Here is a 21990-nt window from a genome sequence, read left to right on the forward strand (position 1 = left end):
CCATTATATCACAACTGTGCAGCTATCATGAAAAAAGCCCCAAGCTCATAACAAGCTTAGGGCTTCAGACAGGCTAGGCTAAGTTAACTTCTGGCCTCGAAGAATCGTTCTGCAGAATGATCTTCTCACAATAATCGATAATCTCACTGCGCCTTACAATTCCAATGAACCGGTTCATATCATCAACCACCGGCACATAGTTCTGCGCCTTGGCTAGGGAGATCAGGTCCTCCATATTGGCATCAATTCTAACCGTATCATTCTTAATCCGCTGCGGCACATCCGTCAGCTTAATGCGATTCGTCTGCTCGAATGTGAGGTCTGGCCTGTTCTTCATATACCATAGCAGGTCGCCCTCCGTCACCGTTCCCGCATAGCCGCCGTTCTCATCAATGAGTGGAACAGCCGTATAGCGATGATACTCCATCCGCTCTAGTGCCTGTCTCAGGGTGGCGTCATGCGGCAAGCATACGACCTCCCCCTTCGGCAATAGGAAGAACGCGATATTCATCGTTATTCTCAACTCCCTCTATTCTGCTGCGCTATCCTCATCTGGCAGCGGAAGCGCCTCTTGCTGAATCTCTCCATCCATCCAGCTGTCTATCAGCGCCTTCGTCTTCTCCAGATCCTCTTCCTTCGCAAAATAATACCAAGCCCCGCCGCTATGCTTCCTCCGCCCTTCTCCCTGCAGCGTATGGCTGTGGATGATGCGCGTATTCTGTTGCAGGAAGCTCTGCGCGAGCCCTACGATCATGCTCGGAGGCATATCGGTTGTAAAGTTATTGCCCATTGTCTCCATCAGTCCCGGAATCTTCGCCCACTGACCTACGCTGGACGCGCGGTCCAGCATCGCATTCAGGAACACTTGATGCCTCCCGGTCCGATTCATGTCTCCGCCGGCATCTTCCCGATACCGGACATAATTCAGCGCGTCTGTTCCATTATATAAGTCCTGACCGGCCGGCACAACGAACTTCTCGTGATCCGTATCGTCATTGACCAGATCTTCCTCGATCGGAAGGGAGATTCCGCCCATAGCGTCGATTACATCGCGGAAGCCTTGGAAGTTGATTGAGGCGTAGTGCTGGATCGGCCGATCGAACAGCCCTTCCACCGTCTCAAGCGCCATTTTAGCTCCCCCGAACGCGTAGGCGTGGGTGATTTTGTCGGAACGGTCACGGCCTGCGATGTCCACGTACGTATCTCTCGGAATGGAGACCATGAGGATCGCGCCATCCTTCGGGCGGACGACGGTATAGATCATCGTGTCGGAGCGTCCCCGCTCCTGATCCCGCTGATCGACGCCGAGCAGCAGCAGAGAGAATGGATCGGCATTCTTATACTGGTCACCCAGCTGCAGAGGCTCACGGCCTTCCAGCGGCTTGAAGCTCTTCTCGAGCTCCTTCTCCACATGTCCGGAGAGCAGCCAATCGAAGCCGCGCATGGCGAGCGCTTCGCGGTTGAAGTAGCCGAGGAATCCCGTAAGGAGGATAATGGCGGATAAGATGGTTAACCATTTTATTTTTTTAGGCATAGTAGGCAAGTCTCCTTGTTGTCATTAGTCACCTTATTGTAGACGAGAGAGCTGTCCGTAGGGTTACAATCAGGTGACAATCGATGGCTGGGAATGCAGGAAGCGGCTGGGTTGCTCGAGGGAATGGAACAAGCAGACATATTCGATGTGGAGTTCGAATACAATCTGTCAGGTTAGTCCATTACACGTGCAAAGGGTGAATCGTATGCAGCCATCCCTCGTCCCCGACCGATCCTCTACCGGACTCGATCCGAAGATTGCCGGTCTGCTCTGCTATCTTGGCAGCTTCATTACAGGCATTATCTTCCTCGCACTGGAGAAGAACAGCTCCTTCGTCAAGTTCCATGCCATGCAATCCATAGCGGCCTCTGTTGCACTCATTGTGATTAATCTGCTCCTCGGCTTCATTCCCGTCATCGGGCCCGTCATTGCGTTCATCCTCTCGCCAGTCGCCTTCGTCCTCTGGATCTATCTCATGCTGACCGCCCTCCAAGGCAAGTGGTTCAAGCTCCCGATTCTCGGAGAGTGGGCCCACCAGCAGGCTTCTAAGTTCTAGATTCATGCGACCTTGCAGACTAGACCTTGTATACAGCATGAAGTCTGTCGCTTCCCTTGAGGGGGCGGCAGACTTTTTTTCTCGTATAGCCGTCCGGGATTTGCAATTGGTCAGACGACTCGCCCCTCTTATTCGTGGTGGTGGGATCCTTGGGAGGAGCAGTCCTTGGGGACACACTTAGGGAACACACTTAGGCAACGTCCTTGGGGCCCCACCCTCTACAGAGGTCCGTATTTTATCTACCCTTGGGGCTTGGAGTTGAAACTATATATTTAATGGAAGAACCGGTACAATGAAGATAGTAAAAGGCTTGATAGAGAGGCGGGGTACTATGGAAGATAAGGTGGAGTTAAGGAAGCTGGGGAACTCGGATCTGCTGCTGTCTCCACTCGGGCTGGGCTGCTGGCAGTTCAGCAATGGCAGCGGTGCGGTGGGCAAGTTCTGGTCGGTGCTGGATAAGGAGACAGTCGGGGAGATTGTGAAGATTAGTCTGGAGGGCGGCATCAACTGGTTCGATACGGCGGAGGTATATGGCGGCGGGGAGTCGGAGAAGGCTCTGGACGCCGCGCTCGGACAAGCAGGCACACTAGCGGATGACGCCTACATAGCAACCAAGTGGTGGCCGCTGCTTCGGACGGCTGGCAGTATTGGCGGCACGATTAATGAACGGATTAGCTGTCTCGGCGGGCGACGTATTGATCTTCATCAGGTGCATCAGCCGTTCTCCTTCTCTTCGGTGGCAAGTGAGATGCACGCCATGGCGAAGCTCGTGGAGCAAGGGAAGATTGGGCATGTGGGTGTTAGCAACTTCTCTGCGGGGAAAATGCGCGAGGCCGACCGCGTCCTCCGGGAGCATGGGCTGCGGCTCGCTTCGAACCAGGTCAAGTACAACTTGCTCGACCGCCGCATAGAGAACAATGGCATACTGGGGACAGCGAAGGAGCTGGGCGTTGCCATCATTGCGTATTCACCGCTGGAGCAAGGGATACTGAGCGGCAAGTTCCATCGCAATCCCTCTCTTGTACAGGCCATCAAGGGTCCGCGCCGCTGGATGGGCGGCTTCAAGGCCGATGGCCTGAAGCGGACGCTTCCCTTGATCGAACGACTGGAGCAGCTCGCTGCCGCCTACGAGGCTTCGCCTACCCAGATCGCGCTGAATTGGCTTATCCATGCCCACGGCGACACGGTGTTCGCCATCCCAGGCGCAACCAAGCCGCATCACGCGCAAGAGAATGTGAGGGCGATGACCTTTGCCCTCACCGCAGACGAGCTCAGCGAGCTAGGTCAGCTCGCTGCAACAGTATCCAAGCAGAGGTAGTCGCCTCTGCTTTCTTTTTTGCTCCGCTGGCGCTGCGGCGCTAGGTGCTGCGACTCTGCCCTATAGGTGCGCTCTCTTGCACCTATTCACGCTCATCGCAACCTATTCGCGCTCGCATGTCCCCTCGCACACTCTCGCATTGGCCTCGAATGGTCTCGCCACTTCACCTAACTTACCCTGTTGCTCATTCCCGCCCCCAGGCGGTGCTCCGCGCTGGGGCGACTTTCCCAATATGGTGCATTTCTGCACCATATTGCTCCCCAGCGCGGGGTACCTTTCCCATTATGGTGCATTTCTGCACCATACTGCCCCCCAGCGCGGGGCGCCTTTCCCATTATGGTGCACTTCTGCACCATATTGCTCCCCAGCGCGGGGCTCCTTACCCAATATGGTGCACTTCTGCACCATATTGCTCCCCAGCGCGGGGCGTCTTACCCATTATGGTGCATTTCTGCACCATACTGCCCCCCAGCGCGGGGCGCCTTTCCCATTATGGTGCACTTCTGCACCATATTGCTCCCCAATGCGAGGCGTCTTACCCAATATGTTGCATTTCTGCACCATATTCCCCCCCCAGCGCGAGGCGTCTTACCCGATATGTTGCATTTCTGCACCTTATTGCTCCACAGCGTTGGGGCGTCTTAGCCATTCTGGTGCATTTTATGCCCTATTTAGCCTCACACACGCCCGTTCGGACGACCTATAAGTGCATTTTATACCCTATCAACACTCGCACACCCTCGCCGGACGACCTATAAGTGCATTTTATACCCTATTGACCCCCACACAACCTCCCCGGACGACCAATAGGTGCATTTTATACCCTATCGATGCCCACACACCCTCGCCGGGCGACCAATAGGTCCATTTATACCCTATCGACACTCGCACCACCTCGCCGGACTACCGATAGGTGCATTTTATGCCCTATTTACCCTCGCACACACCCGTTGGGGCGACAAATAGCATTTCATTCCCGATTCCCACTCGCGCAACTCCGCCGGACACGACCGCCAGCTGGAACGAGGAGCGACTTATTCCATATCGCCCACTTGCACCTGGTTTCTCTAACTTAATCCCCTCCACCCTCACGAGTAGACCCACCTACCTACCTGTCTCGCCCCTCCAGCACCTCTGCCCGAGCGGCCTTCGTCAGGCTGGCAAGCACCAACTCATACGAGTGGTCGATCATCGACTTCACTTCGTCGTCGGACAACGAGCCATCCAGCTCCACCGTGTTCCAGTGCTTCTTGTTCAGATGATAGCCTGGCTTCACAGCAGCATGCTGCTCCCGCATATTCTCAGCTATAGCTGGGTCGCATTTCAACGACACCGATGAGTCGCTAATGAGCGCGAACATCTTGCCGCCCACCTTCATAACCAGCGGCTCCGGCCCGAATGGGTAGTCCTTAACCGCACCCTTCTTTCCCTCGCAATACGTGACAACCATCCCCACCATACCTCCCCCTCTTTTAACTATCCAGTCATTAATTCACTTTACTTCTTTCCTTCCCCGCGCATCGCACACAGAGTACACCAAAAAAAACCCTTCAACCACAAGAACGAGTCTCGTAATCAAAGGGTTTTCTCTCATCCGGTTCCTACTATTCAGTAGTGTAAGGAAGCAATGCTACCGTACGTGAACGCTTGATCGCTACAGTCAGCAGGCGCTGGTACTTCGCGCTAGTTCCTGTTACACGACGTGGCAAGATTTTGCCGCGCTCGCTGATGAATTTCTTCAGCAGGTCGGTATCTTTATAGTCAATGTGAGTAATTTTGTTCACTGTGAAGAAGCAAACTTTACGACGCTTGTTACGTCCGCCCTTACGGCCGGAGAACTTGCGTTCTGGACGCTCGTCGCCACCATTATCTCTCTGCTTGAAAGCCATGTTCGGTTCCTCCTATCGTATCAAATTCTCTCTAGGCTTGGACCGGCCTAGAACGGCAAATCATCCTCAGATATATCAATCGGGCGTCCATCATCCGAGAACGGATCACGGTTGTCGTTACGCGTTGTATTGCCAGACCGGCTGCCACCTGTTGGTGCATTGCCGCCGCCATATGATCCGCCGCCGCTGCCGCCAGTGTTGCCGCCGCCGTAGCTGCTTCCACCACTGTTGCCGCCGCCGCTATTACCACCGCTGTAAGTACTGCCGCCTTCTTCACGTCCTCCGCCATCACGGTTGGATTCCAAGAACCGAACGTTATCAGCAATTACTTCTGTCACATAGACACGCTTGCCTTCGTTGTTCTCGTAGTTACGCACCTGAATGCGTCCTTCCACCGCAGTTAGCCGGCCTTTGCGAAGATAGTTGGCGCAGGTCTCAGCAAGCTGTCGCCATGTTACAACGGGTATAAAGTCGGCTTCGCGCTCTCCCTGTCCTCCACTAGTGAAGGGCCGGTCGATAGCCAGCGTGAATTGCGTGACCGCAACTCCTGCAGGCGTATAACGAAGCTCAGGATCTCTGGTTAATCTGCCAATCAGAATTACACGGTTCAACATTGCTCTCGCACCTCCCAATCGAACAATCCTTGCGTCTTAACGGCAATTAAGCTACGTCTCTGACGATCAACGTACGGATAACTTCATCCGTAATCTTCATGATGCGGTCAAGCTCATTCACAACTTCAGTCGTTGCGTTGAAATGAACTAGAACGTAGTAACCATCACGAATCTTATTGATCTCATACGCAAGACGGCGTTTACCGATCACATCTGTCTTTGTGACTTCTCCGCCGTTGGAGATGATACCGTTGAATTTATCAACAATAGCTTGAACATTTTCTTGTTCAACATCCGGACGAATGATATACATCACTTCGTATTTGCGCATACCTTTACACCTCCTCTTGGACTAACGGCCCCATGTGAAAATGGAGCAAGGAGCGAGCTTCTAACTCGCATACCCATATACTATATCAAACCGGCGGACTCATGACAAGTGCCAACACTTCTCAGCTGCCGGTCCTGTCCTTCCAATCCCTACCCTGCTCCGTCCGAACCTGTCTGGTCCAGTCCTTGCCAACCCTGCCCCTCACAGCTCTCCTAGGTGATGGACAGAGAGAGCCGCCTGCTGCAGGCCATGTCGGCCTTACCGCTAGCAGGCGGCTCCCTCCCTCTCCTTCTATTAACACGCTAACACGCGCTAGTCTTCCTTACCCCTTCGCGCCCAGCTCCTTCTGCTCACGGCGATGCGTACGGTAGAAGGCAAGCTCGTAGATAACCGGCAGGAATACGACGGTCAGCAGAGTCGAAGTGGTCAATCCGCCTACTACGACAACAGCCAGGCCGCGTGAGATAAGGCCTCCCTCCGGTGTGGAGAACACGAGCGGCAGCAGCGCCGCAATCGTAGCAAGTGCCGTCATCAGGATCGGACGCAGACGCGTCTTGCCTGATTCCACTAACGCATCGCGAATCGTCATACCCGCCTCGCGATTCTGGTTAATCCGGTCCACGAGCACGATCGCGTTCGTCACGACAACCCCGATTAGCATGAGCAGGCCAATCATGGCGCTCATCGAGAGCGGTTCCTTCGCGATGACGAGACCGAGTAAGGCTCCAATCGGCACGAACAGGAGGCTCGTCATGATGATGAATGGCACCCGCGCCTTGCCGAAGAAGATCAGCATCGTCAGATACACGAGACCGATCGCAATGATCATCGCAATCCCAAGGTCTACGAACGTCTGAATCGTCTCATCGCTGCCTCCGCCAGATTCAAGCGTGACGCCATCTGGAAGCTGAAGCTCCTTCACCTTGGCCGTCACCTCTGAAGTAGCTGTCGCTACGTTGTTGCCATCTACTTGACCGCTGATGCGGGCGTAGATTCGCTCGTTAAGCTTCTGTATGGAGGTGAACACTTCCACTTGTTCAACCGACGCGACATCCTTCAGCATTACCGGACCGGTCGGTGAGAATAGCATGAGATTCTCAAGCTCTGCCTTGCCATCTAGCGGCTTGTCATAGCCGAGCTGAATCTCCTGCTCCATTCCGTCGAACCGGTACGTACCCGCTTCAACCGGCTTGGTCCGGTCCGTAATCGCACCCAGCACGAGGAATTGCTGAATACCTGCAGCCTTCAGCTTATTCCCGTCCAGCTTAACGGACCATTGCTGCTGCTTCTCCTGCATGTTGTTGGTGATGTTCTTCAGATCCGAGCGTTCCTTCATCAGCTCTTCTACCTGCTTAGCAGCCGCTTCGAGCTTCACCAGATCATCGGAGTACAGATCGATATCTACATTATTGTTGCTTGGCGGTCCGCCGCCGGCTTGCTCTTGGACATTCGACTTGCTGCCAGGTGCCTCCGCATCGACAACCTTCTTAATCACTTCTTCAACTCGCGGAAGCTCCTTGTCAATATCGCCATCCTCTGACAGCTCGATATAATAGACCGCTCGATTAGGAAGAGTAGACCCCGTCGCGAAGTCGAAGCCGCCGATGGAGGAGAATACCTTCGGATACTTCTCCTTCTCCGCAACCAGCTTCTTCTCAATCAGCTCGGATACTTCACTGGTGCGCTCAAGCGTCGTCGACGGCGGCAGCTCCACCGTAGCGGATATAATCTTCTGCTTCTCATTCGGCAGGAAGACGAAGCCTACATTGCTTAGTCCATACAAGGCGCCTGACCCGACCAAGAGCAGCAGTGCACCTATGAGAATAACAGCCTTACGCCTCAAGCTGTACCTGATTACCTTCTCATACCAGCGAACGTAGAACGGCTCCTTCGTCTCTTCATGGAGCTTAACGAACGACACGCGTGCCAGTACCGGCACGACTGTGATGGACACCACGAGGGAGGCCAGCAGCGCTACGACGACGGTTAGTGCGAATGGCAGGAAGAATGCCCCTGTAATGCCTCCAACAAGTCCAAGCGGCAGGAAGACGACGACGGTTGTTATCGTGGATGAGAGTATAGCACTCATCATCTCTTTTGTTCCTTCACTTGTCATAGCTGTCCGGTCAGCGCCGGGGTTCAGCTTCATTTTGCGATAGATATTCTCGATTACGATAATGCTGTCATCCACGACACGCCCTACGGCAACGGCCATCCCGGCCAGCGACATGACGTTCAGCGTGAAGCCCCACCATTTGATGAAGATTGCAGCGATGAGCAGCGACAGCGGAATCGACAAGACAGCGATGAACGTGGCACGGAAGTTGCGCAGGAAGATGAGTACCGTCAGTGCCGCGAAGAGCGCTCCGAACAGCCCCTTCTCCACCAGTTCCTTGATGGATGTCTTAATCCCTTCAGCCTGGTCGAAAATCATCGTGTACTTAATCAAGCCTTCTTCTTCATACTTATCCAGCACTTCTACAACACCATCGGCCACTTCCACCGTATTGGCGTTCTGCTTCTTATTAATGAGAAGTGCGATGCTGCGTTCCATATTGAAGCGCGCGGCTTCCTTATATTCGGTTGTCGGCTCAATTGCGGCCAGCTCCGACAGCTTAACCGCCTGCTTCGTCACAGGCGAGACGACGGTAAGCTCCGACAGCTCACTCAGCTTCTCCAGCTTCTGGTCGATATGTACAGGCACGACGACGGAGTTGTCCTCGACTGATCCTGCCGGGAAGGAGAAGAAGGAGCCTGCGATGCTCTCCTTGATGCTGTTCAGATTAATTCCACTCTGAGCCGCCTTATCCTTGTTCACGACAATCTTGAGGTAGCTGTCTGCGACTGCTGACAGCGCAACGGAGTTGATTCCCTGTACCTTCTGCAGCTCTGGCTTGAGCGTCTGATTGACCCAGCCCTCGAAGTCCTCTCCGGCCTTATCGCCCGCAGACATCGCCAGATTGACGATCGGCACTGAGCTGAAGGAGAACCGGCTTACAGCGGGCGCCGTTACTTCCTCTGGCAGCTGAGCTTCACGAATGTTGTCATTCACGCTCTGAATCGTCTTATCCATATCCGTTCCTATTGGGAAGGATAGTTGAATCCGCGACACACTCTCCAGCGATTGGCTGGTCATGCTGTCAATCCCTTCGACTCCCTTCAGCTCAGCCTCGAGCTTCTGAGTGACCTGAGCATTCACATCCTCGGCAGATGCCCCCGGATAGACAGCGGTAATCGATAATTGCGGGAACTCGATGTCGGGCAGCAAGTCAGACTTGAGCGTCAGGAAGCTGTATACGCCTCCTCCGATGAGCAGCACTGCAATGATTAGGACAGCGGCTGCATTTTTCAGACTGAATCTCGTTAAGAATGCCATGGAATCTCTTCACTCCCTATTTTTTATTTTATGTTTTCACATCTTTTTCCTGTTCTTAGTATACTCACTTTGTATAATCTTTGTAAAATGTTTTTTATAATAAGGTGGAAGCACTCCCCTTCTCATATCTGAAGAGCTCTACGTGCAAACTAGAGGTCAGGGACAGCGAGCTGCTCCCTGTACAGATTCATGCTGGAGGTGTTAATCCGATGGGCGAATGGACGGAATTTGAACCAGGTATGAGTGCTCCGAATGACGGTACGTACATGGAGGTTGGTGATGCTGATTTTCACACCGGTATCTCGAATCCGAAGCATGTTCACTTGAGGAAGGGCGAGAAGTTCCCACCAACATCCAAGAAGGATCGTAAGTGGAAGAAGGCTCGTCACTAACACATTGAGGAATTGTAAGGTTAGGTGAATAGAACCCGGCTGAACTGGTCATCATACTAAACGACGGTGTAAGAGAGGTGTGGTTCCATTGAACCGAATGGTGCAAGGGCTGCAAGAGGAATTGGTCCACTCAGCTTAGAAGCGGAGGGTTGTGCCAAAGAGTATGATCTGGCAGTATACGCGCATTCTTAGACTGCACTCGGATATCGTCTACAGTACGATTCTGCTGTGAGTCTACGCAAGGACAGCTGTGCGAGAGCATCGTTGTTCGGGTGTTAGAGTGATTTGTTTCTAGTCGTTGTAGTGTGAATTCAAGTCTCAACCATCAACCACCGTCGGAGAAGGGGCTCGCGAGAGCTCCTTCTTTCCTTATGTCTCAGTAATAGGAGTATATAAAAAGCCGCAAAACCTCATCTTCGTGCTTGAGGTATGCGGCGATTCTTGGATGTTAGACTCTAACCGTTAGAAGGCCGATTCGGAGCGTGCTTATCCTTGTGGAAGGTTGGCATGGTGTTCGCTAAGCTCAGCTGTGCTTGCTCCGACTCATCCTTCATGGACTGATTATGCTGCGTCATCGTTCGATGCTTGCTCTTGCCCACTTCACATCTCTCCTCACGCGTTATAATGACAGGCAAGATTATTGTTCCTCCTGCAGCTGCCTTGCATCCATGGGGGATATTGATAAAAAAAACTCCCACCAGATCGTATCATCATCTGGAGGGAGTTCTAGTTAAGTGCAGAGCACTATGTAATTTTCGGAAAGCCGCATCATCATGAGAGTGATAATGGCGGAAAGGGTGGGATTCGAACCCACGCACGCTTTGACACGCCTAGCTGATTTCGAGTCAGCCCCCTTGGGCCTCTTGGGTACCTTTCCGAGTCAAGCAAAAATTATTGTAACATAGGGAATGTGGACTTGCAAGCATGAATTATATGGGCTGAATAAGAGGCGACACCTCTCCTCACCCGGCTGTACCGGCATTGCTTCATTAGGCCAATTCAGAGGAGTCAGACTCCTTCGGTGCCGAACGTAGAACCTTCTTCATGTTCTTCTCGAACTTGGCACGCGGGATCAGGACGCTGTGCTTGCAACCGACACACTTGACGCGTATATCCATCCCCATACGAATAATCTCCATCTCATTCGTACCGCATGGATGCTGCTTCTTCATCTGGACGACGTCACCTAACTCGAATTGCTTACGCTCCACCTTGAAGTCCTCCCCTCTCACCCCTGTGATAGGTCACTGTCCGCGGATATGGAATGTCAATTCCATGCTCATCCAGCGCCTTCTTCACTTGCGTTCTAATCTTACGGCCAATGATGGCATCCGTCGTCGGACGGCATTCCGCAATGATTCGAACCGTTACCTCCGAAGAGTTCAGCAGCTGCAGTCCCAGCACCTCAGGCTGCTTCATGAGATTGTCATCCTCTAGTCCATCTACGACTCCGCGAATGACTTCCGTCGCCTTGTCAATATCCTCTTCATAAGCAATGGCAATATCGACGACAGCTAACGTATTGTGCAAGGAATAGTTCGTCACTTCATTAATTAGACCATTCGGAATAATATGCACTTCACCGGTCCAGCTCTGCAGCCTGGTCGCTCTTAGACCAATGACCTCTACTGTTCCCTTGAATTGGCCTGTCTGAATAACATCCCCAACGGCGAATTGGTCTTCCAGTATGATGAAGAATCCTGTAATCACATCCTTCACCAAGCTCTGCGCTCCGAAGCCGATGGCAAGTCCGAGCACCCCCGCACCCGCAAGCAGCGGCATCAGGTTAATGTTGAACTCTGCGAGCACCAACATGCCGGCAATGAAGTAGATGACATAATTCAATACATTCTTGAGCAGCTTGCCTACGGTCTTCATCCTGCGGGCTTGAATCGGGAGACGATTCACTTCCCTCTCGATGATCATATGATCAATAGCCTTGTGAATAATCCAGACGACCAATCGGCTGATGACGAGGATCAGCACCACGCGAATCGCACCGATCCCTATCATCTGCCAATTATCCTGGCTCGTCGCCTCATCCGCAATTCTCTGAATAACGTTAATCTCTTCCTCTAAGCTGCTTGTATCATTCATCGTTATCCCTCCCCCATCTGAACTTGTTCATAGCCGCTCAGGACCGGGCGGTAGATGCCTCTGATCTCGACCTTCTCTGCTACGATGACATGCTGGACTGTGTCCATATCTTCCTCAGGGAAGTGGATCGACAACGCGCAGCCTGCAGTGATCTCCTTCGGGGTAGGACAGATGTCGATATCTACTTCCGCATACTCCAGCAGCATCTCTGCACGAAGCGCTTGCTGCGTGGAGTCGAATGCAATGAGCATAGCGAGACTCCTCTCCCTGTCTGCCTTCAACTTCACTCTCTTGATGGTGTATAAATTGGTTGTCCCATCCATATACTAGTAACAAATTGATATAACGGAGGGATTCTATGAAGCTATCATTCTGGGGAGACTCACCACTCAAGGTGCCCCACACGGATCCGAATGTAGTTGGATTGCTTGTACACCGCTTGACCAGCCTGCTCGAAGCTCGCTCTCATAACCGTCCTATTGTTGTCATCTGTATCGGAACGGATCGTTCCACCGGAGATTCCCTCGGCCCCTTAATTGGCACTTCCTTGCAGAAGTATCGCAGCTCTCACTTCTCGCTCTACGGCACACTCGAGGATCCTGTTCATGCTATGAATCTAGAGGATACGCTGCTGGAAGTCAACCGCCGCTACTCCAAGCCCTTCGTCATCGGCATTGATGCCTGTCTCGGTCAAGTTGCAAGCGTTGGCTGCATTCAGTTAGGCTCCGGCCCTGTACGTCCTGGCGCTGGTGTGAATAAGGATCTGCCTCCGGTTGGCGATATCCATATGACTGGCATCGTGAATGTGGGTGGATTCATGGAATACTTCGTCCTTCAGAATACCCGCCTTCACCTTGTAATGCGTATGGCTGACATTATTGCTTGCAGCTTATTCTCTGCCATTACCCAGACGCTTACTCTCTCCTCCGCGACCCTCAGCCAGACGGCTGCAGCTGAGCAGCAGATCTGAAGCGCATCGTTGCATCTTCTAGGTATATACTGCCTTGGCCACAGCTCTCGGCTAACCTGTGTGACATATATAGACTACTTAGCTTCTTGAATCGCCTTCAGCTCTTCGGGCGTTAACGCATAGCTAGATGTACCCTTCTCAACCGGCTTCGCGTAGACGTAAGTATTATCACGATTGTGAATGCCTGACAGAACGACTCCGTCCTTCGCTTCGTTCATAATGGCAATAGAGAAGCTAAGGTCGCTGCCACGGTCGGAGAAGGCATTATATCGATTGATACCCACCCTGCTCTTCGCTTGACGCTGTTCACTTGCGAGCACAGTCAATTCGCCCTGCTGACGACGCAGCTGCTCCTCCTGCTCATTAAGGCTTGTCCTTAGACCAATGATGATCTCTTCCAGATTCGTTACTCCTGTGCTATCCATCGCTTGCATATACTGCTTGCGCAGTCTGCTGAGCTTCCTGCCTAGTACAATGAGCCAGAGGAAGGCTATGAAGAGAAGTGCAGTTAAGGCTATCGTGATTAGGTCCATCGGACTCGTGATTATATCATTCATTATGTTCTATCCGCTCCCATGCATAGTCCATCTCATGCTGCTAATGTCATGTCACTTACAGCTTATAATGCCCGCGTATCTCTCTGACCGCCTGAATTAAGGCGTCAACATGCCTCTCACTCGATCCGTAACCAACACTCGCTCTCACCGCGCCGGTGCTCGTTGTTCCAGCCATCGAATGAGCCAGCGGTGTACAGTGGAATCCTGTCCGAACCGCAATATGATAGTGCTGATCCAGGATGAAGCCCATCTCTGAAGGGTCAATCCCTTCCGCTACCCAAGCGACCATACCTGTCCTTGGCTTCCCCAGCTTAGGACCAAGCAGCCTGATTCCTTCAATAGCGGATAACCCTTCCATTAGTTGCTGCGTCAACGCCCATTCCTTCGCGTAGATCTGCTCTACCCCTTCTTCCAAGACGTGCATTACGCCCGCTCTAAGACCAGCTAACCCAGGAGTATTCTGTGTGCCCGCCTCATAGCGATCCGGTCGAATAGCAGGCTGCTCAGGCGCTTCAGACTGGCTTCCTGTCCCCCCATGCAGCTGAGGTACAAGATCGATATCTGGATGGATATACAGCCCTCCAGTGCCTTGTGGACCTAGCAGTGCCTTATGCCCGGGGAACGCCAGCATGTCAATTCCCATAGCCTCTACATCGATAGGCACAATACCCGCACTCTGAGCGGCATCAACTAGCAGCTTAATTCCATTCGATCTAGTGATAGCACCAATCTCCCGCACAGGAAGAATGGTCCCTAATAAGTTAGAGCTGTGATTCACGATGACCAAGGCTGTATGAGGCTGAATAGCTTCTTGTATCTGAAGGGGAGATACATAGCCTTCCCCATCTGTCTCCACATATGTAACCGTAATGCCTATAGCTTCCTTCAGATACTCTAGAGGCCTGCGTACAGAATTGTGTTCTACAGCTGTAGCCACCACATGATCCCCTTGCTTCAACAACCCTTTAATCGCCAGGTTTAGCGCTGCGGTTGTATTGGATGTGAATGCAATATCGTTCGGATTTTTAATTCGGAACAGCTTAGCCAGCATTTTCCTAGTATCGAACAGCACTCTGCTCGCTCTTACAGCCATTCGATGGCTACCTCTTCCAGGATTAGCGGAGTCATGCTTCATCGCTTCAGTTACAGCTTCTAGGACAGACTCCGGCTTAGGCCATGAAGTCGCTGCGTGATCCATATATATGGTTTCCACGGTTTCCACATTCTCTTGGTCCATCTATCATTCACACCCTCTTTTGTTCGGATAGAGCATAACAATAGCATACCTAAGTTTAATCCTTGGACATCCAGATTACAACGTTAGGTATGCTATTTAGATGACCTTTATGCCATTTGTTGAAGCAATTCTAACAGCCGTTCCAGGTCCTGCTTGTTATAGTATGACAACTCAATTTTACCTTTATCCTTTTGCTGTTTAATTTTCACCGTTGTCTTGAATCGATCTCTTAATGACTCTTCAAGACTCTCTAGATAGGGATCACGTTTTTTCACTTTCCCTTTCGTCTTCTCCGGCTCCGTTTGTTCCAGCTTTTGAATCATTTCCTCGAGATCACGAACACTCCACTCTAAGGCTATTACCTTTTGAGCCAGCTCTTTTTGCTGTGCTGCATTTTTTACACCTACTAATGCTCTAGCATGGCCCATCGATAATGTTCCACGTGAAACATTTTCCTTAATCTCAGCCGGCAATGTTAGCAGACGAAGGAAGTTGGCGATATGCGAGCGCGACTTACCAACCTTCATGGACAGTTCCTCTTGCGTTAGCTCGAACTTCTCCATTAAGGCTTGATACGCAATTGCGACCTCGATCGCATTCAGATCTTCCCGTTGCAGATTCTCTATGAGGGCAATCTCCATAACTTGTTGGTCGGAGAAGTTGCGGACTACAGCTGGTACCGTAGCGTTACCGCAGTATTGAGAAGCTCTGAAGCGTCTCTCCCCTGCAATAATCTCATAGCCCTTGAGTACGGTTCTAACAATAATCGGTTGAATGACGCCATGCTGCTTGATGGACTCCGCTAACTCTCTAATCGAATCCTCATCGAAGGTCTTCCTTGGTTGATAAGGGTTAGGACGCAAGTCTGCTAATGCTATCTCTACAACCTTATCATCTTCATTAACGGAGAGTGACGGAATAAGCGCATCAAGTCCTCTACCTAGCCGCTTGCTCATACATAATCACTTCCTTCGCGAGTTCGAGATAGACCTCCGCGCCCTTGGAACGGGGATCATAGGATATGATAGCTTGTCCATGCGACGGAGCCTCACTTAACCGTACGTTGCGCGGAATAATCGTCTGATATACCTTCTGCTGGAAGTACTTCTTCACTTCTTCAATGACTTGAATGCCGAGATTCGTACGGGCATCGAACATAGTCAGCAGGACACCTTCGATCTGCAGAGTCGTGTTCAGATGCTTCTGCACTAGGCGTACCGTATTCAACAACTGGCTCAATCCCTCCAGCGCATAATATTCGCATTGAATGGGGATAATGACCGAGTCTGCGGCTGTTAATGAATTAATGGTGAGAATGCCGAGAGAAGGCGGGCAATCAATGAGGATGTAATCGAATTGATTTTTCACAAGCTGTAGAGATTTCTTAAGGCGAACCTCCCTGGAGATCGTCGGCACCAGTTCAATCTCAGCACCCGCGAGCTGAATGGTAGCCGGTATAATCGTTAATCCAGGAATCTTCGTTTCTGCCATCGCATCCTTAGGATGCACGTCGTTAATAAGCACATCATAGATGCAGTTCTCTACATCAGCTTTGTTAATGCCAATGCCGCTCGTCGTATTCCCCTGAGGATCAATATCAACTAGCAGCACTCTCTTCCCCAGCGAGGCAAGACAGGCACCCAGATTTACAGACGTTGTCGTCTTACCGACTCCGCCCTTCTGATTCGCGATTGCGATAATTTTGGACACACCGATTCACCTCTTGTAAGAACTTTAGTTTGCAACGTCTTGGATGTGTAGGAAATTAGATTTTAGCTGTATAAAAAGGATATCGCCGTCCCCAGAAGAGGACGGCATGTGAGAACGTAACCATATCTATCATTCTATTATATCAGTATACCGAATCACAGACTAGACAGGCAACCGAATTATCGCTTGGGAATCTGAATAATAATCTCGTAGTGATCCTCATGATCCTGCTCATTCGTCTTAATCTGAAGACCCGAACCCGATACCATATCTATAGACTGCCGAATTGTGTTAAGTGCTAGACGAACATCCTTAGTGAATGATATTCTCTTCGCCTTCTTAATCTTATTCGATTCCTTCAGGAAGGCAACACGGGCCTCGGTCTGCTTAACATTCAATTCCTTCGTTATAATATCCTCTAGCACCTTGAGCTGCAGCTCTTCCGAGTCCAATCCCAGCAGAGCTCTAGCATGCCGCTCCGTAATCTTACGCTCCATTAAGGCGAACTTCACTGGATCACTGAGGCCGAGCAAGCGAAGCTTGTTCGCAATGGTCGATTGACTCTTCCCTAGCCTCTGGGCCAAGCTCTCTTGCGTTAATTGATGAAGATCAATTAGCTTCTGATAAGCGACAGCCTCTTCAACAGCTGTCAGCCCCTCTCGCTGAAGGTTCTCAATGAGCGCTATAGATGCAGCCTGAGAGTCATTGAATTCACGGATGATAGCAGGGATCGTATCTAATCCAAGCTTGGTGACCGCACGCCATCTACGTTCCCCTGCGATAATCTCATACCGTCCATTCCGCATACGAACGACGATTGGCTGAATAACTCCGTGAGTCTTAATCGTCTGACAGAGTTCTTCAATACGATCATCATCGAATACCGTTCTTGGCTGATATGGACTAGTATCAATCTCACCGATAGGAATCTGGCGAACTTCTTCTTGACCAACACGTTGTTCAGTGAGGCCGAACAAGCGAGATATCTGTTCTTTCATATAATCACTACCACCCGACCATAGGATAATCCACAAGGTACTACGATGCTGCTCTTCCTCCTGGATGTGACAACTAGATAGATTATGGTATAGACAGCAATAGCCTTGTCTCTCTTGTCTAGACCAAGGCCATTCAAGTAAGATGCGACAGGTTATGGTGTACGGCTGAAGTCAGCCTTTCATATGTGCGACAGTAACGTCATATGAAGGCTTCCCCTATTCGTTCTTTCCCTATTAAAATTCGCCTATCAGGAATGAATTTCCTGCTTGACACGCCAATGAACGCGTAAAATAAGCACTAAATGTTTCACGTGAAACATTTAGTGCGACAAACCTTACAAGAGTGGCTGCTTGATAGGAACTCCAGCCTTACGAGGGTACTTGCGAGGAGTTCGATCCGTCTTGGCAACTAGCACGATATGACGCTCCGATTGCTCATTCGGAAGAGTGAATGAATGCTCGCTCACCACTCGCCCCTTCAACTCTCGAAGACTGCGTGCAGCCTCTTGAAGCTCTTCTTGGGATTGAGCACCCTTCATAGCAGCGAAGAGACCGTCTTGACGTGTGAAGGGCAAGCAGAATTCGTTCAGCACATGAAGTCTTGCCACAGCTCTCGCTGTAACAAGGTCGTAATGATCCCGATGCTTAGGGTCATGCCCTAAGTCCTCTGCCCTGCCGTGAACGCATGCCACATCGGTAAGACCGAGCTCTTGTACGAGATGGTTCAAGAACGTAATTCGCTTGTTAAGTGAATCCACAATGGTCACCTTCAGGTGGGGGTAGCATATCTTCAACGGTATACTCGGGAATCCAGCACCTGACCCAATATCGGCCATCGTGGTGATATTAGTCATGTCCACGAAGAAGGACAGTGATATAGAATCATAGAAGTGCTTCTCATATACCGCATGTCGCTCTGTGATTCCCGTCAGGTTCATACGTTCATTCCAGTCGACTAGGATCGCATAATAAGATTCGAATTGCTCCAGCTGCCGGGCCGTGAGTGTGATGCCCTTGGCTGCCAGCAGCTGTACGAAGTCATCCTGAGCAGTATCCATATTACGATCCTCTCGCAGCTGTGACCCGATTGAAGTGCTCCAAGTACACAAGCAGGATAGAGATATCAGCCGGCGTCACACCAGCAATTCGAGATGCCTGGCCAATCGACAACGGCCTAACAACTGCAAGCTTCTGCTTCGCTTCGGACGCCAGACCATGAACCTCAGCATATTCGATCGTATCTGGAATCCGCTTCTTCTCCATCTTCGATAGACGCTCTACCTGTATCAACTGCTTCTCAATATAGCCCGCATACTTAATCTGTATCTCAACCTGCTCCTTCATCTCTTCATTCAGCGCCAGCGGAGATGGGGAGATTGATTCAATATGAGCATAATTCAGTTCGGGACGTCTCAGCAGCGTGAGCGCATCTGATCCATTCTGCATAGGGGTGGATTGCGCGGCCTCCAGCATCGCTTGTGCATCCGCAGGACTTACCTTCGTCATTCCAAGCCGTTCAATCTCTTGCTCAACGAGTGACTTCTTCTCTAGGAAGCGTTGATATCTAGCTTCAGAGATTAAGCCAATCTCATAGCCTACAGGTGTCAACCTAAGATCAGCATTATCATGGCGAAGCAGCAACCGATATTCTGCACGTGACGTTAGCAGTCGATAAGGATCATTCGTTCCCTTCGTTACCAGGTCATCAATCATAACACCGATATACCCTTGCGCACGGCCAACGATCACCGGCTCCTTCCCCTGCACCTTGCGTGCAGCATTAATGCCAGCAATAATGCCTTGCCCAGCTGCTTCTTCATAGCCTGAGGTTCCATTAATCTGTCCCGCGGTAAAAAGTCCGTCGATCTTCTTCGTCTCTAAGGAAGGCCACAGCTGAGTAGGGACAACGGCATCATATTCGATCGCATAGCCTGTTCTCATCATCTCAACCTTCTCCATTCCAGGAATGGAACGAAGAATGCTAAGCTGCACATCTTCAGGCATACTCGTCGATAAGCCTTGAACATAATACTCTGATGTGTGCATACCCTCCGGCTCCAAGAAGATCTGATGCTTCGGCTTATCGGCGAAGCGAACGACCTTATCTTCTATAGAAGGACAATATCTCGGGCCTGTTCCCTCTATCGCTCCAGAGAACATGGGCGCTCGATACAAGTTGTCATTAATAATCTGGTGGGTCTTCTCCGACGTATAGGTAAGCCAGCATGGCAATTGCTCATTATCGGAAGACTCCGTCTCGTAGGAGAAGAACTTAGGCTGCTCATCCCCAGGCTGAATCTCCGTCTTGCTGAAGTCAATCGTATCTCTGTGTACACGCGGAGGGGTACCCGTCTTGAACCTGACCAGCTCCAGCCCGTTCTCCTTCAAGGAAGCGGAGAGCTTAATGGATGGCTGTTGATTGTTCGGACCACTCTCATACATGAGCTCACCCATGATGACGCGGCCTCTAAGGTAAGTGCCAGTAGTGAGCACAACCGTCTTGGAGTGATAGACAGCACCAGTCTTCGTAATAACTCCGACGATCTTCCCTTCCTCGACAATGAGTTCTTCCACCATTCCCTGACGGAGAGTCAAGTGCTCCGTCTCCTCAATCGTCTTCTTCATCGTATGCTGATAGGAGAACTTATCCGCCTGTGCCCGGAGAGCATGGACGGCCGGGCCCTTCCCCGTGTTAAGCATCCTCATTTGTATGAACGTTTTATCAATGTTCCGACCCATCTCGCCGCCCAACGCATCGATCTCACGAACGACATGCCCCTTGGCCGGACCTCCAATGGATGGATTGCAAGGCATGAATGCCACCATATCCAGATTAATGGTCAGCAGCAGTGTCTCACACCCCATACGTGCAGCCGCTAGCGCGGATTCACAGCCCGCATGTCCTGCTCCAATGACGATAACATCATATTGTCCTCCATCATAACTCATCGCTTTCACTCCCTACTTTTTGCATAATATCACACTAACTCACTTACCTAGACAGAATTGTGAGAAGATCTGATCAATCAGCGAATCTCCAACCGAATCCCCAATAATCTCCCCGAGGTATTCCCAAGCCGACCTCACATCAATCTGCATGACATCTATTGGAATGCCTGCTTCCGAAGCTTCAACCGCATCAAGCAGCGATTGCTGAGCCTTCTTCAATAGCGATATATGCCGAACATTGCTCACATAGGTTAGATCATTCGCATCCAGCTGGCCTTGGAAGAACATCGCGGAGATTGCGCGCTCCAGACCTTCCATTCCTTCTTCCTCCAGAACGGACATGCGGACGATTGAATCGGAACTGAATTTTTGCTCGATTTCAACCATATCAAGCTGCTTCGGAAGATCGGTTTTGTTAATAATAACGATAACCTGACGCCCCTGGAATGCTTCCATCAGCTTACGGTCATCTTCATGCAGCGGTTCATTATAATTAAGCACGAATAAGATGAGATTTGCTTCTTCGAGAGCAGATCGTGATCGCTCTACCCCTATTCGCTCGACGACATCACTTGTCTCCCTTATTCCTGCTGTATCTAACAGTCGCAGAGGAATCCCGTTAAGGGTGATGAACTCCTCGATGACATCGCGGGTAGTGCCTGGAATATCTGTCACAATGGCTTTGTTCTCTTGTGCGAGCACATTTAGCAGAGATGACTTCCCTACATTGGGACGGCCAACGATAGCTGTCATAATGCCTTCTCTTAATATTTTGCCTTCGTTTGCGGTTTTTAACAACCTCTGAATCTCTTCAAGAGCAATACCGCATTGTGTACTTATATAAGAGCCTGTCATCTCAGCGACATCATGCTCTGGATAATCAATGTTGACTTCAATGTGCGCGAGGAGCTCGATAACGGTCTGGCGAAGGCTCTTAATCCTTCTGGATAATGTACCCTCAGCCTGCTTCCTCGCGACAGAGAAGGCCCGCTCCGACTTCGAGCGAATGAGGTCAATGACCGCTTCTGCCTGCATGAGGTCAATTCGACCATTCAGGAAGGCTCGCTTCGTGAATTCTCCTGGCTCAGCCAGTCTTATCTCTTCCTGCTCGAGCACTAGATCGAGAACCTTCTTGATGGCGATTACGCCTCCATGCGCGTTAATCTCAACCACATCTTCGGCAGTGAATGAGCGAGGTCCGCGCATGACGGTCACAAGCACCTCTTCAACCTGCTCATTCGTCCTCGGATTAACGATATGCCCGTACAGCACCGTATGCGTAGCAGCACTCCCCAACTCCTGGCGCGACCGGAAGATGCGAGCCGTTCCTTCTATAGCTTGCGGACCGCTGACGCGGATAATCGCAATACCGCCCTCTCCAACCGCCGTTGAGATGGCCGCAATCGTGTCGTAGCTCATTAGGTGTCAGCACCTCTCTTCGGGCGTAGACGGCCGAAGCCGT

23 protein-coding genes and 1 tRNA gene are annotated in these 21990 nt (G+C 51.1%); 4 read left to right on the plus strand and 20 right to left on the minus strand.

All coding sequences use genetic code 11. The features are described 5' to 3' along the window. Positions 1-73: 73 nt before the first annotated feature. Together ACFO9Q_RS16105 and ACFO9Q_RS16110 are read right to left on the minus strand one after the other, a co-directional pair. Positions 74-511 (minus strand): CBS domain-containing protein, encoded by a 438-nt coding sequence (locus ACFO9Q_RS16105; RefSeq protein ID WP_379183858.1) that lies wholly within the window; start codon positions 509-511, stop codon positions 74-76. 18 nt (positions 512-529) lie between these two features. Beyond that, the gene (locus ACFO9Q_RS16110) at positions 530-1534 is read right to left on the minus strand and encodes an LCP family protein (RefSeq protein ID WP_379183860.1); all 1005 of its coding nucleotides are present in this window, start codon (positions 1532-1534) and stop codon (positions 530-532) included. A 205-nt stretch (positions 1535-1739) separates the two neighbouring features. Between ACFO9Q_RS16110 and ACFO9Q_RS16115 the strand changes: the two genes are divergently transcribed. Next, a complete protein-coding gene (locus ACFO9Q_RS16115) occupies positions 1740-2090 on the plus strand; it encodes a DUF4870 domain-containing protein (protein WP_379183862.1) in 351 nt (116 codons plus the stop codon). A gap of 331 nt (positions 2091-2421) precedes the next feature. After that, positions 2422-3408, plus strand: a complete 987-nt coding sequence (locus tag ACFO9Q_RS16120; protein ID WP_379183864.1) for an aldo/keto reductase — start codon at positions 2422-2424, stop codon at positions 3406-3408. Positions 3409-4516: 1108 nt separating this feature from the next. Here ACFO9Q_RS16120 and ACFO9Q_RS16125 read toward each other — a convergent pair. From ACFO9Q_RS16125 to ACFO9Q_RS16145, 5 genes are all read right to left on the minus strand, one after another. Then, positions 4517-4867 carry an MmcQ/YjbR family DNA-binding protein gene (locus ACFO9Q_RS16125; RefSeq protein WP_379183866.1) on the minus strand — a complete coding sequence of 117 codons (351 nt, stop codon included), beginning with the start codon at positions 4865-4867 and terminating at the stop codon, positions 4517-4519. Between the two features lie 145 nt (positions 4868-5012). Continuing rightward, positions 5013-5297, minus strand: a complete 285-nt coding sequence (rpsR, locus tag ACFO9Q_RS16130; protein WP_379183868.1) for a 30S ribosomal protein S18 — start codon at positions 5295-5297, stop codon at positions 5013-5015. 47 nt (positions 5298-5344) lie between these two features. After that, on the minus strand, positions 5345-5911 hold the full coding sequence (gene ssb, locus ACFO9Q_RS16135; RefSeq protein ID WP_379183870.1) for a single-stranded DNA-binding protein: 567 nt from the start codon (positions 5909-5911) through the stop codon (positions 5345-5347). Positions 5912-5957: 46 nt separating this feature from the next. Beyond that, the gene (gene rpsF / locus ACFO9Q_RS16140) at positions 5958-6242 is read right to left on the minus strand and encodes a 30S ribosomal protein S6 (protein ID WP_379183872.1); all 285 of its coding nucleotides are present in this window, start codon (positions 6240-6242) and stop codon (positions 5958-5960) included. A 322-nt stretch (positions 6243-6564) separates the two neighbouring features. After that, a complete protein-coding gene (locus ACFO9Q_RS16145) occupies positions 6565-9618 on the minus strand; it encodes an efflux RND transporter permease subunit (RefSeq protein WP_379183874.1) in 3054 nt (1017 codons plus the stop codon). A gap of 209 nt (positions 9619-9827) precedes the next feature. Between ACFO9Q_RS16145 and ACFO9Q_RS16150 the strand changes: the two genes are divergently transcribed. Next, positions 9828-10010 carry a YjzC family protein gene (locus ACFO9Q_RS16150; RefSeq protein ID WP_379183876.1) on the plus strand — a complete coding sequence of 61 codons (183 nt, stop codon included), beginning with the start codon at positions 9828-9830 and terminating at the stop codon, positions 10008-10010. A 455-nt stretch (positions 10011-10465) separates the two neighbouring features. On the opposite strand, the gene ACFO9Q_RS16155 is transcribed toward ACFO9Q_RS16150, so the two are convergent. From ACFO9Q_RS16155 to ACFO9Q_RS16175, 5 genes are all read right to left on the minus strand, one after another. Beyond that, a complete protein-coding gene (locus ACFO9Q_RS16155; protein WP_379183878.1) occupies positions 10466-10645 on the minus strand; it encodes a hypothetical protein in 180 nt (59 codons plus the stop codon). A gap of 151 nt (positions 10646-10796) precedes the next feature. Then, positions 10797-10887, minus strand: a tRNA-Ser gene (locus ACFO9Q_RS16160). A gap of 112 nt (positions 10888-10999) precedes the next feature. Further along, complete coding sequence (locus ACFO9Q_RS16165; RefSeq protein WP_379183880.1) at positions 11000-11221, minus strand: DUF951 domain-containing protein; 222 nt, start codon at positions 11219-11221, stop codon at positions 11000-11002. Continuing rightward, positions 11211-12107: a mechanosensitive ion channel family protein gene (locus tag ACFO9Q_RS16170; protein ID WP_379183882.1), complete on the minus strand. Its 897-nt coding sequence runs from the start codon at positions 12105-12107 to the stop codon at positions 11211-11213. Before ACFO9Q_RS16170 ends, ACFO9Q_RS16165 begins: the two co-directional genes overlap by 11 nt. Positions 12108-12109: 2 nt before the next feature. Further along, complete coding sequence (locus ACFO9Q_RS16175) at positions 12110-12358, minus strand: DUF3343 domain-containing protein (protein WP_379183884.1); 249 nt, start codon at positions 12356-12358, stop codon at positions 12110-12112. Positions 12359-12465: 107 nt separating this feature from the next. Here ACFO9Q_RS16175 and yyaC point away from each other — a divergent pair, with 107 nt between their 5' ends. Continuing rightward, positions 12466-13077 carry a spore protease YyaC gene (gene yyaC, locus ACFO9Q_RS16180; RefSeq protein WP_379183886.1) on the plus strand — a complete coding sequence of 204 codons (612 nt, stop codon included), beginning with the start codon at positions 12466-12468 and terminating at the stop codon, positions 13075-13077. Positions 13078-13151: 74 nt separating this feature from the next. Here yyaC and ACFO9Q_RS16185 read toward each other — a convergent pair whose 3' ends face one another. From ACFO9Q_RS16185 to mnmE, 8 genes are all read right to left on the minus strand, one after another. Further along, positions 13152-13634 (minus strand): DUF4446 family protein, encoded by a 483-nt coding sequence (locus tag ACFO9Q_RS16185; RefSeq protein WP_379183888.1) that lies wholly within the window; start codon positions 13632-13634, stop codon positions 13152-13154. A gap of 55 nt (positions 13635-13689) precedes the next feature. Next, positions 13690-14871 carry an aminotransferase class V-fold PLP-dependent enzyme gene (locus tag ACFO9Q_RS16190; RefSeq protein WP_379183890.1) on the minus strand — a complete coding sequence of 394 codons (1182 nt, stop codon included), beginning with the start codon at positions 14869-14871 and terminating at the stop codon, positions 13690-13692. A 107-nt stretch (positions 14872-14978) separates the two neighbouring features. Further along, a complete protein-coding gene (locus tag ACFO9Q_RS16195; protein WP_379183892.1) occupies positions 14979-15827 on the minus strand; it encodes a ParB/RepB/Spo0J family partition protein in 849 nt (282 codons plus the stop codon). After that, positions 15808-16581, minus strand: coding sequence for a ParA family protein (locus tag ACFO9Q_RS16200; RefSeq protein ID WP_379183894.1), 774 nt, complete (start codon positions 16579-16581; stop codon positions 15808-15810). Before ACFO9Q_RS16200 ends, ACFO9Q_RS16195 begins: the two co-directional genes overlap by 20 nt. A gap of 179 nt (positions 16582-16760) precedes the next feature. Next, positions 16761-17579, minus strand: a complete 819-nt coding sequence (gene noc / locus ACFO9Q_RS16205; protein ID WP_379183897.1) for a nucleoid occlusion protein — start codon at positions 17577-17579, stop codon at positions 16761-16763. A 335-nt stretch (positions 17580-17914) separates the two neighbouring features. Beyond that, positions 17915-18637 carry a 16S rRNA (guanine(527)-N(7))-methyltransferase RsmG gene (rsmG, locus tag ACFO9Q_RS16210; protein ID WP_379183900.1) on the minus strand — a complete coding sequence of 241 codons (723 nt, stop codon included), beginning with the start codon at positions 18635-18637 and terminating at the stop codon, positions 17915-17917. A 1-nt stretch (position 18638) separates the two neighbouring features. Beyond that, positions 18639-20528, minus strand: a complete 1890-nt coding sequence (gene mnmG, locus ACFO9Q_RS16215; RefSeq protein WP_379183902.1) for a tRNA uridine-5-carboxymethylaminomethyl(34) synthesis enzyme MnmG — start codon at positions 20526-20528, stop codon at positions 18639-18641. A gap of 39 nt (positions 20529-20567) precedes the next feature. Next, on the minus strand, positions 20568-21947 hold the full coding sequence (mnmE, locus tag ACFO9Q_RS16220; protein ID WP_379183904.1) for a tRNA uridine-5-carboxymethylaminomethyl(34) synthesis GTPase MnmE: 1380 nt from the start codon (positions 21945-21947) through the stop codon (positions 20568-20570). Positions 21948-21990 lie beyond the last annotated feature (43 nt).

It is taken from the genome of Paenibacillus sp. GCM10023252, assembly GCF_042653305.1.
Taxonomy (GTDB): Bacteria; Bacillota; Bacilli; order Paenibacillales; family Paenibacillaceae; genus Pristimantibacillus.

What these genes read in the sequence shown, in the direction of transcription:
- ACFO9Q_RS16105 (WP_379183858.1), bottom strand. Translation starts at nt 511, where the DNA reads ATGAATATCGCGTTCTTCCTATTGCCGAAGGGGGAGGTCGTATGCTTG.
- ACFO9Q_RS16110 (WP_379183860.1), bottom strand. Translation starts at nt 1,534, where the DNA reads ATGCCTAAAAAAATAAAATGGTTAACCATCTTATCCGCCATTATCCTC.
- ACFO9Q_RS16115 (WP_379183862.1), top strand. Translation starts at nt 1,740, where the DNA reads ATGCAGCCATCCCTCGTCCCCGACCGATCCTCTACCGGACTCGATCCG.
- ACFO9Q_RS16120 (WP_379183864.1), top strand. Translation starts at nt 2,422, where the DNA reads ATGGAAGATAAGGTGGAGTTAAGGAAGCTGGGGAACTCGGATCTGCTG.
- ACFO9Q_RS16125 (WP_379183866.1), bottom strand. Translation starts at nt 4,867, where the DNA reads ATGGTGGGGATGGTTGTCACGTATTGCGAGGGAAAGAAGGGTGCGGTT.
- rpsR (WP_379183868.1), bottom strand. Translation starts at nt 5,297, where the DNA reads ATGGCTTTCAAGCAGAGAGATAATGGTGGCGACGAGCGTCCAGAACGC.
- ssb (WP_379183870.1), bottom strand. Translation starts at nt 5,911, where the DNA reads ATGTTGAACCGTGTAATTCTGATTGGCAGATTAACCAGAGATCCTGAG.
- rpsF (WP_379183872.1), bottom strand. Translation starts at nt 6,242, where the DNA reads ATGCGCAAATACGAAGTGATGTATATCATTCGTCCGGATGTTGAACAA.
- ACFO9Q_RS16145 (WP_379183874.1), bottom strand. Translation starts at nt 9,618, where the DNA reads ATGGCATTCTTAACGAGATTCAGTCTGAAAAATGCAGCCGCTGTCCTA.
- ACFO9Q_RS16150 (WP_379183876.1), top strand. Translation starts at nt 9,828, where the DNA reads ATGGGCGAATGGACGGAATTTGAACCAGGTATGAGTGCTCCGAATGAC.
- ACFO9Q_RS16170 (WP_379183882.1), bottom strand. Translation starts at nt 12,107, where the DNA reads ATGAATGATACAAGCAGCTTAGAGGAAGAGATTAACGTTATTCAGAGA.
- ACFO9Q_RS16175 (WP_379183884.1), bottom strand. Translation starts at nt 12,358, where the DNA reads ATGCTCATTGCATTCGACTCCACGCAGCAAGCGCTTCGTGCAGAGATG.
- yyaC (WP_379183886.1), top strand. Translation starts at nt 12,466, where the DNA reads ATGAAGCTATCATTCTGGGGAGACTCACCACTCAAGGTGCCCCACACG.
- ACFO9Q_RS16185 (WP_379183888.1), bottom strand. Translation starts at nt 13,634, where the DNA reads ATGAATGATATAATCACGAGTCCGATGGACCTAATCACGATAGCCTTA.
- ACFO9Q_RS16190 (WP_379183890.1), bottom strand. Translation starts at nt 14,871, where the DNA reads ATGGACCAAGAGAATGTGGAAACCGTGGAAACCATATATATGGATCAC.
- ACFO9Q_RS16195 (WP_379183892.1), bottom strand. Translation starts at nt 15,827, where the DNA reads ATGAGCAAGCGGCTAGGTAGAGGACTTGATGCGCTTATTCCGTCACTC.
- noc (WP_379183897.1), bottom strand. Translation starts at nt 17,579, where the DNA reads ATGAAAGAACAGATATCTCGCTTGTTCGGCCTCACTGAACAACGTGTT.
- rsmG (WP_379183900.1), bottom strand. Translation starts at nt 18,637, where the DNA reads ATGGATACTGCTCAGGATGACTTCGTACAGCTGCTGGCAGCCAAGGGC.
- mnmG (WP_379183902.1), bottom strand. Translation starts at nt 20,528, where the DNA reads ATGAGTTATGATGGAGGACAATATGATGTTATCGTCATTGGAGCAGGA.
- mnmE (WP_379183904.1), bottom strand. Translation starts at nt 21,947, where the DNA reads ATGAGCTACGACACGATTGCGGCCATCTCAACGGCGGTTGGAGAGGGC.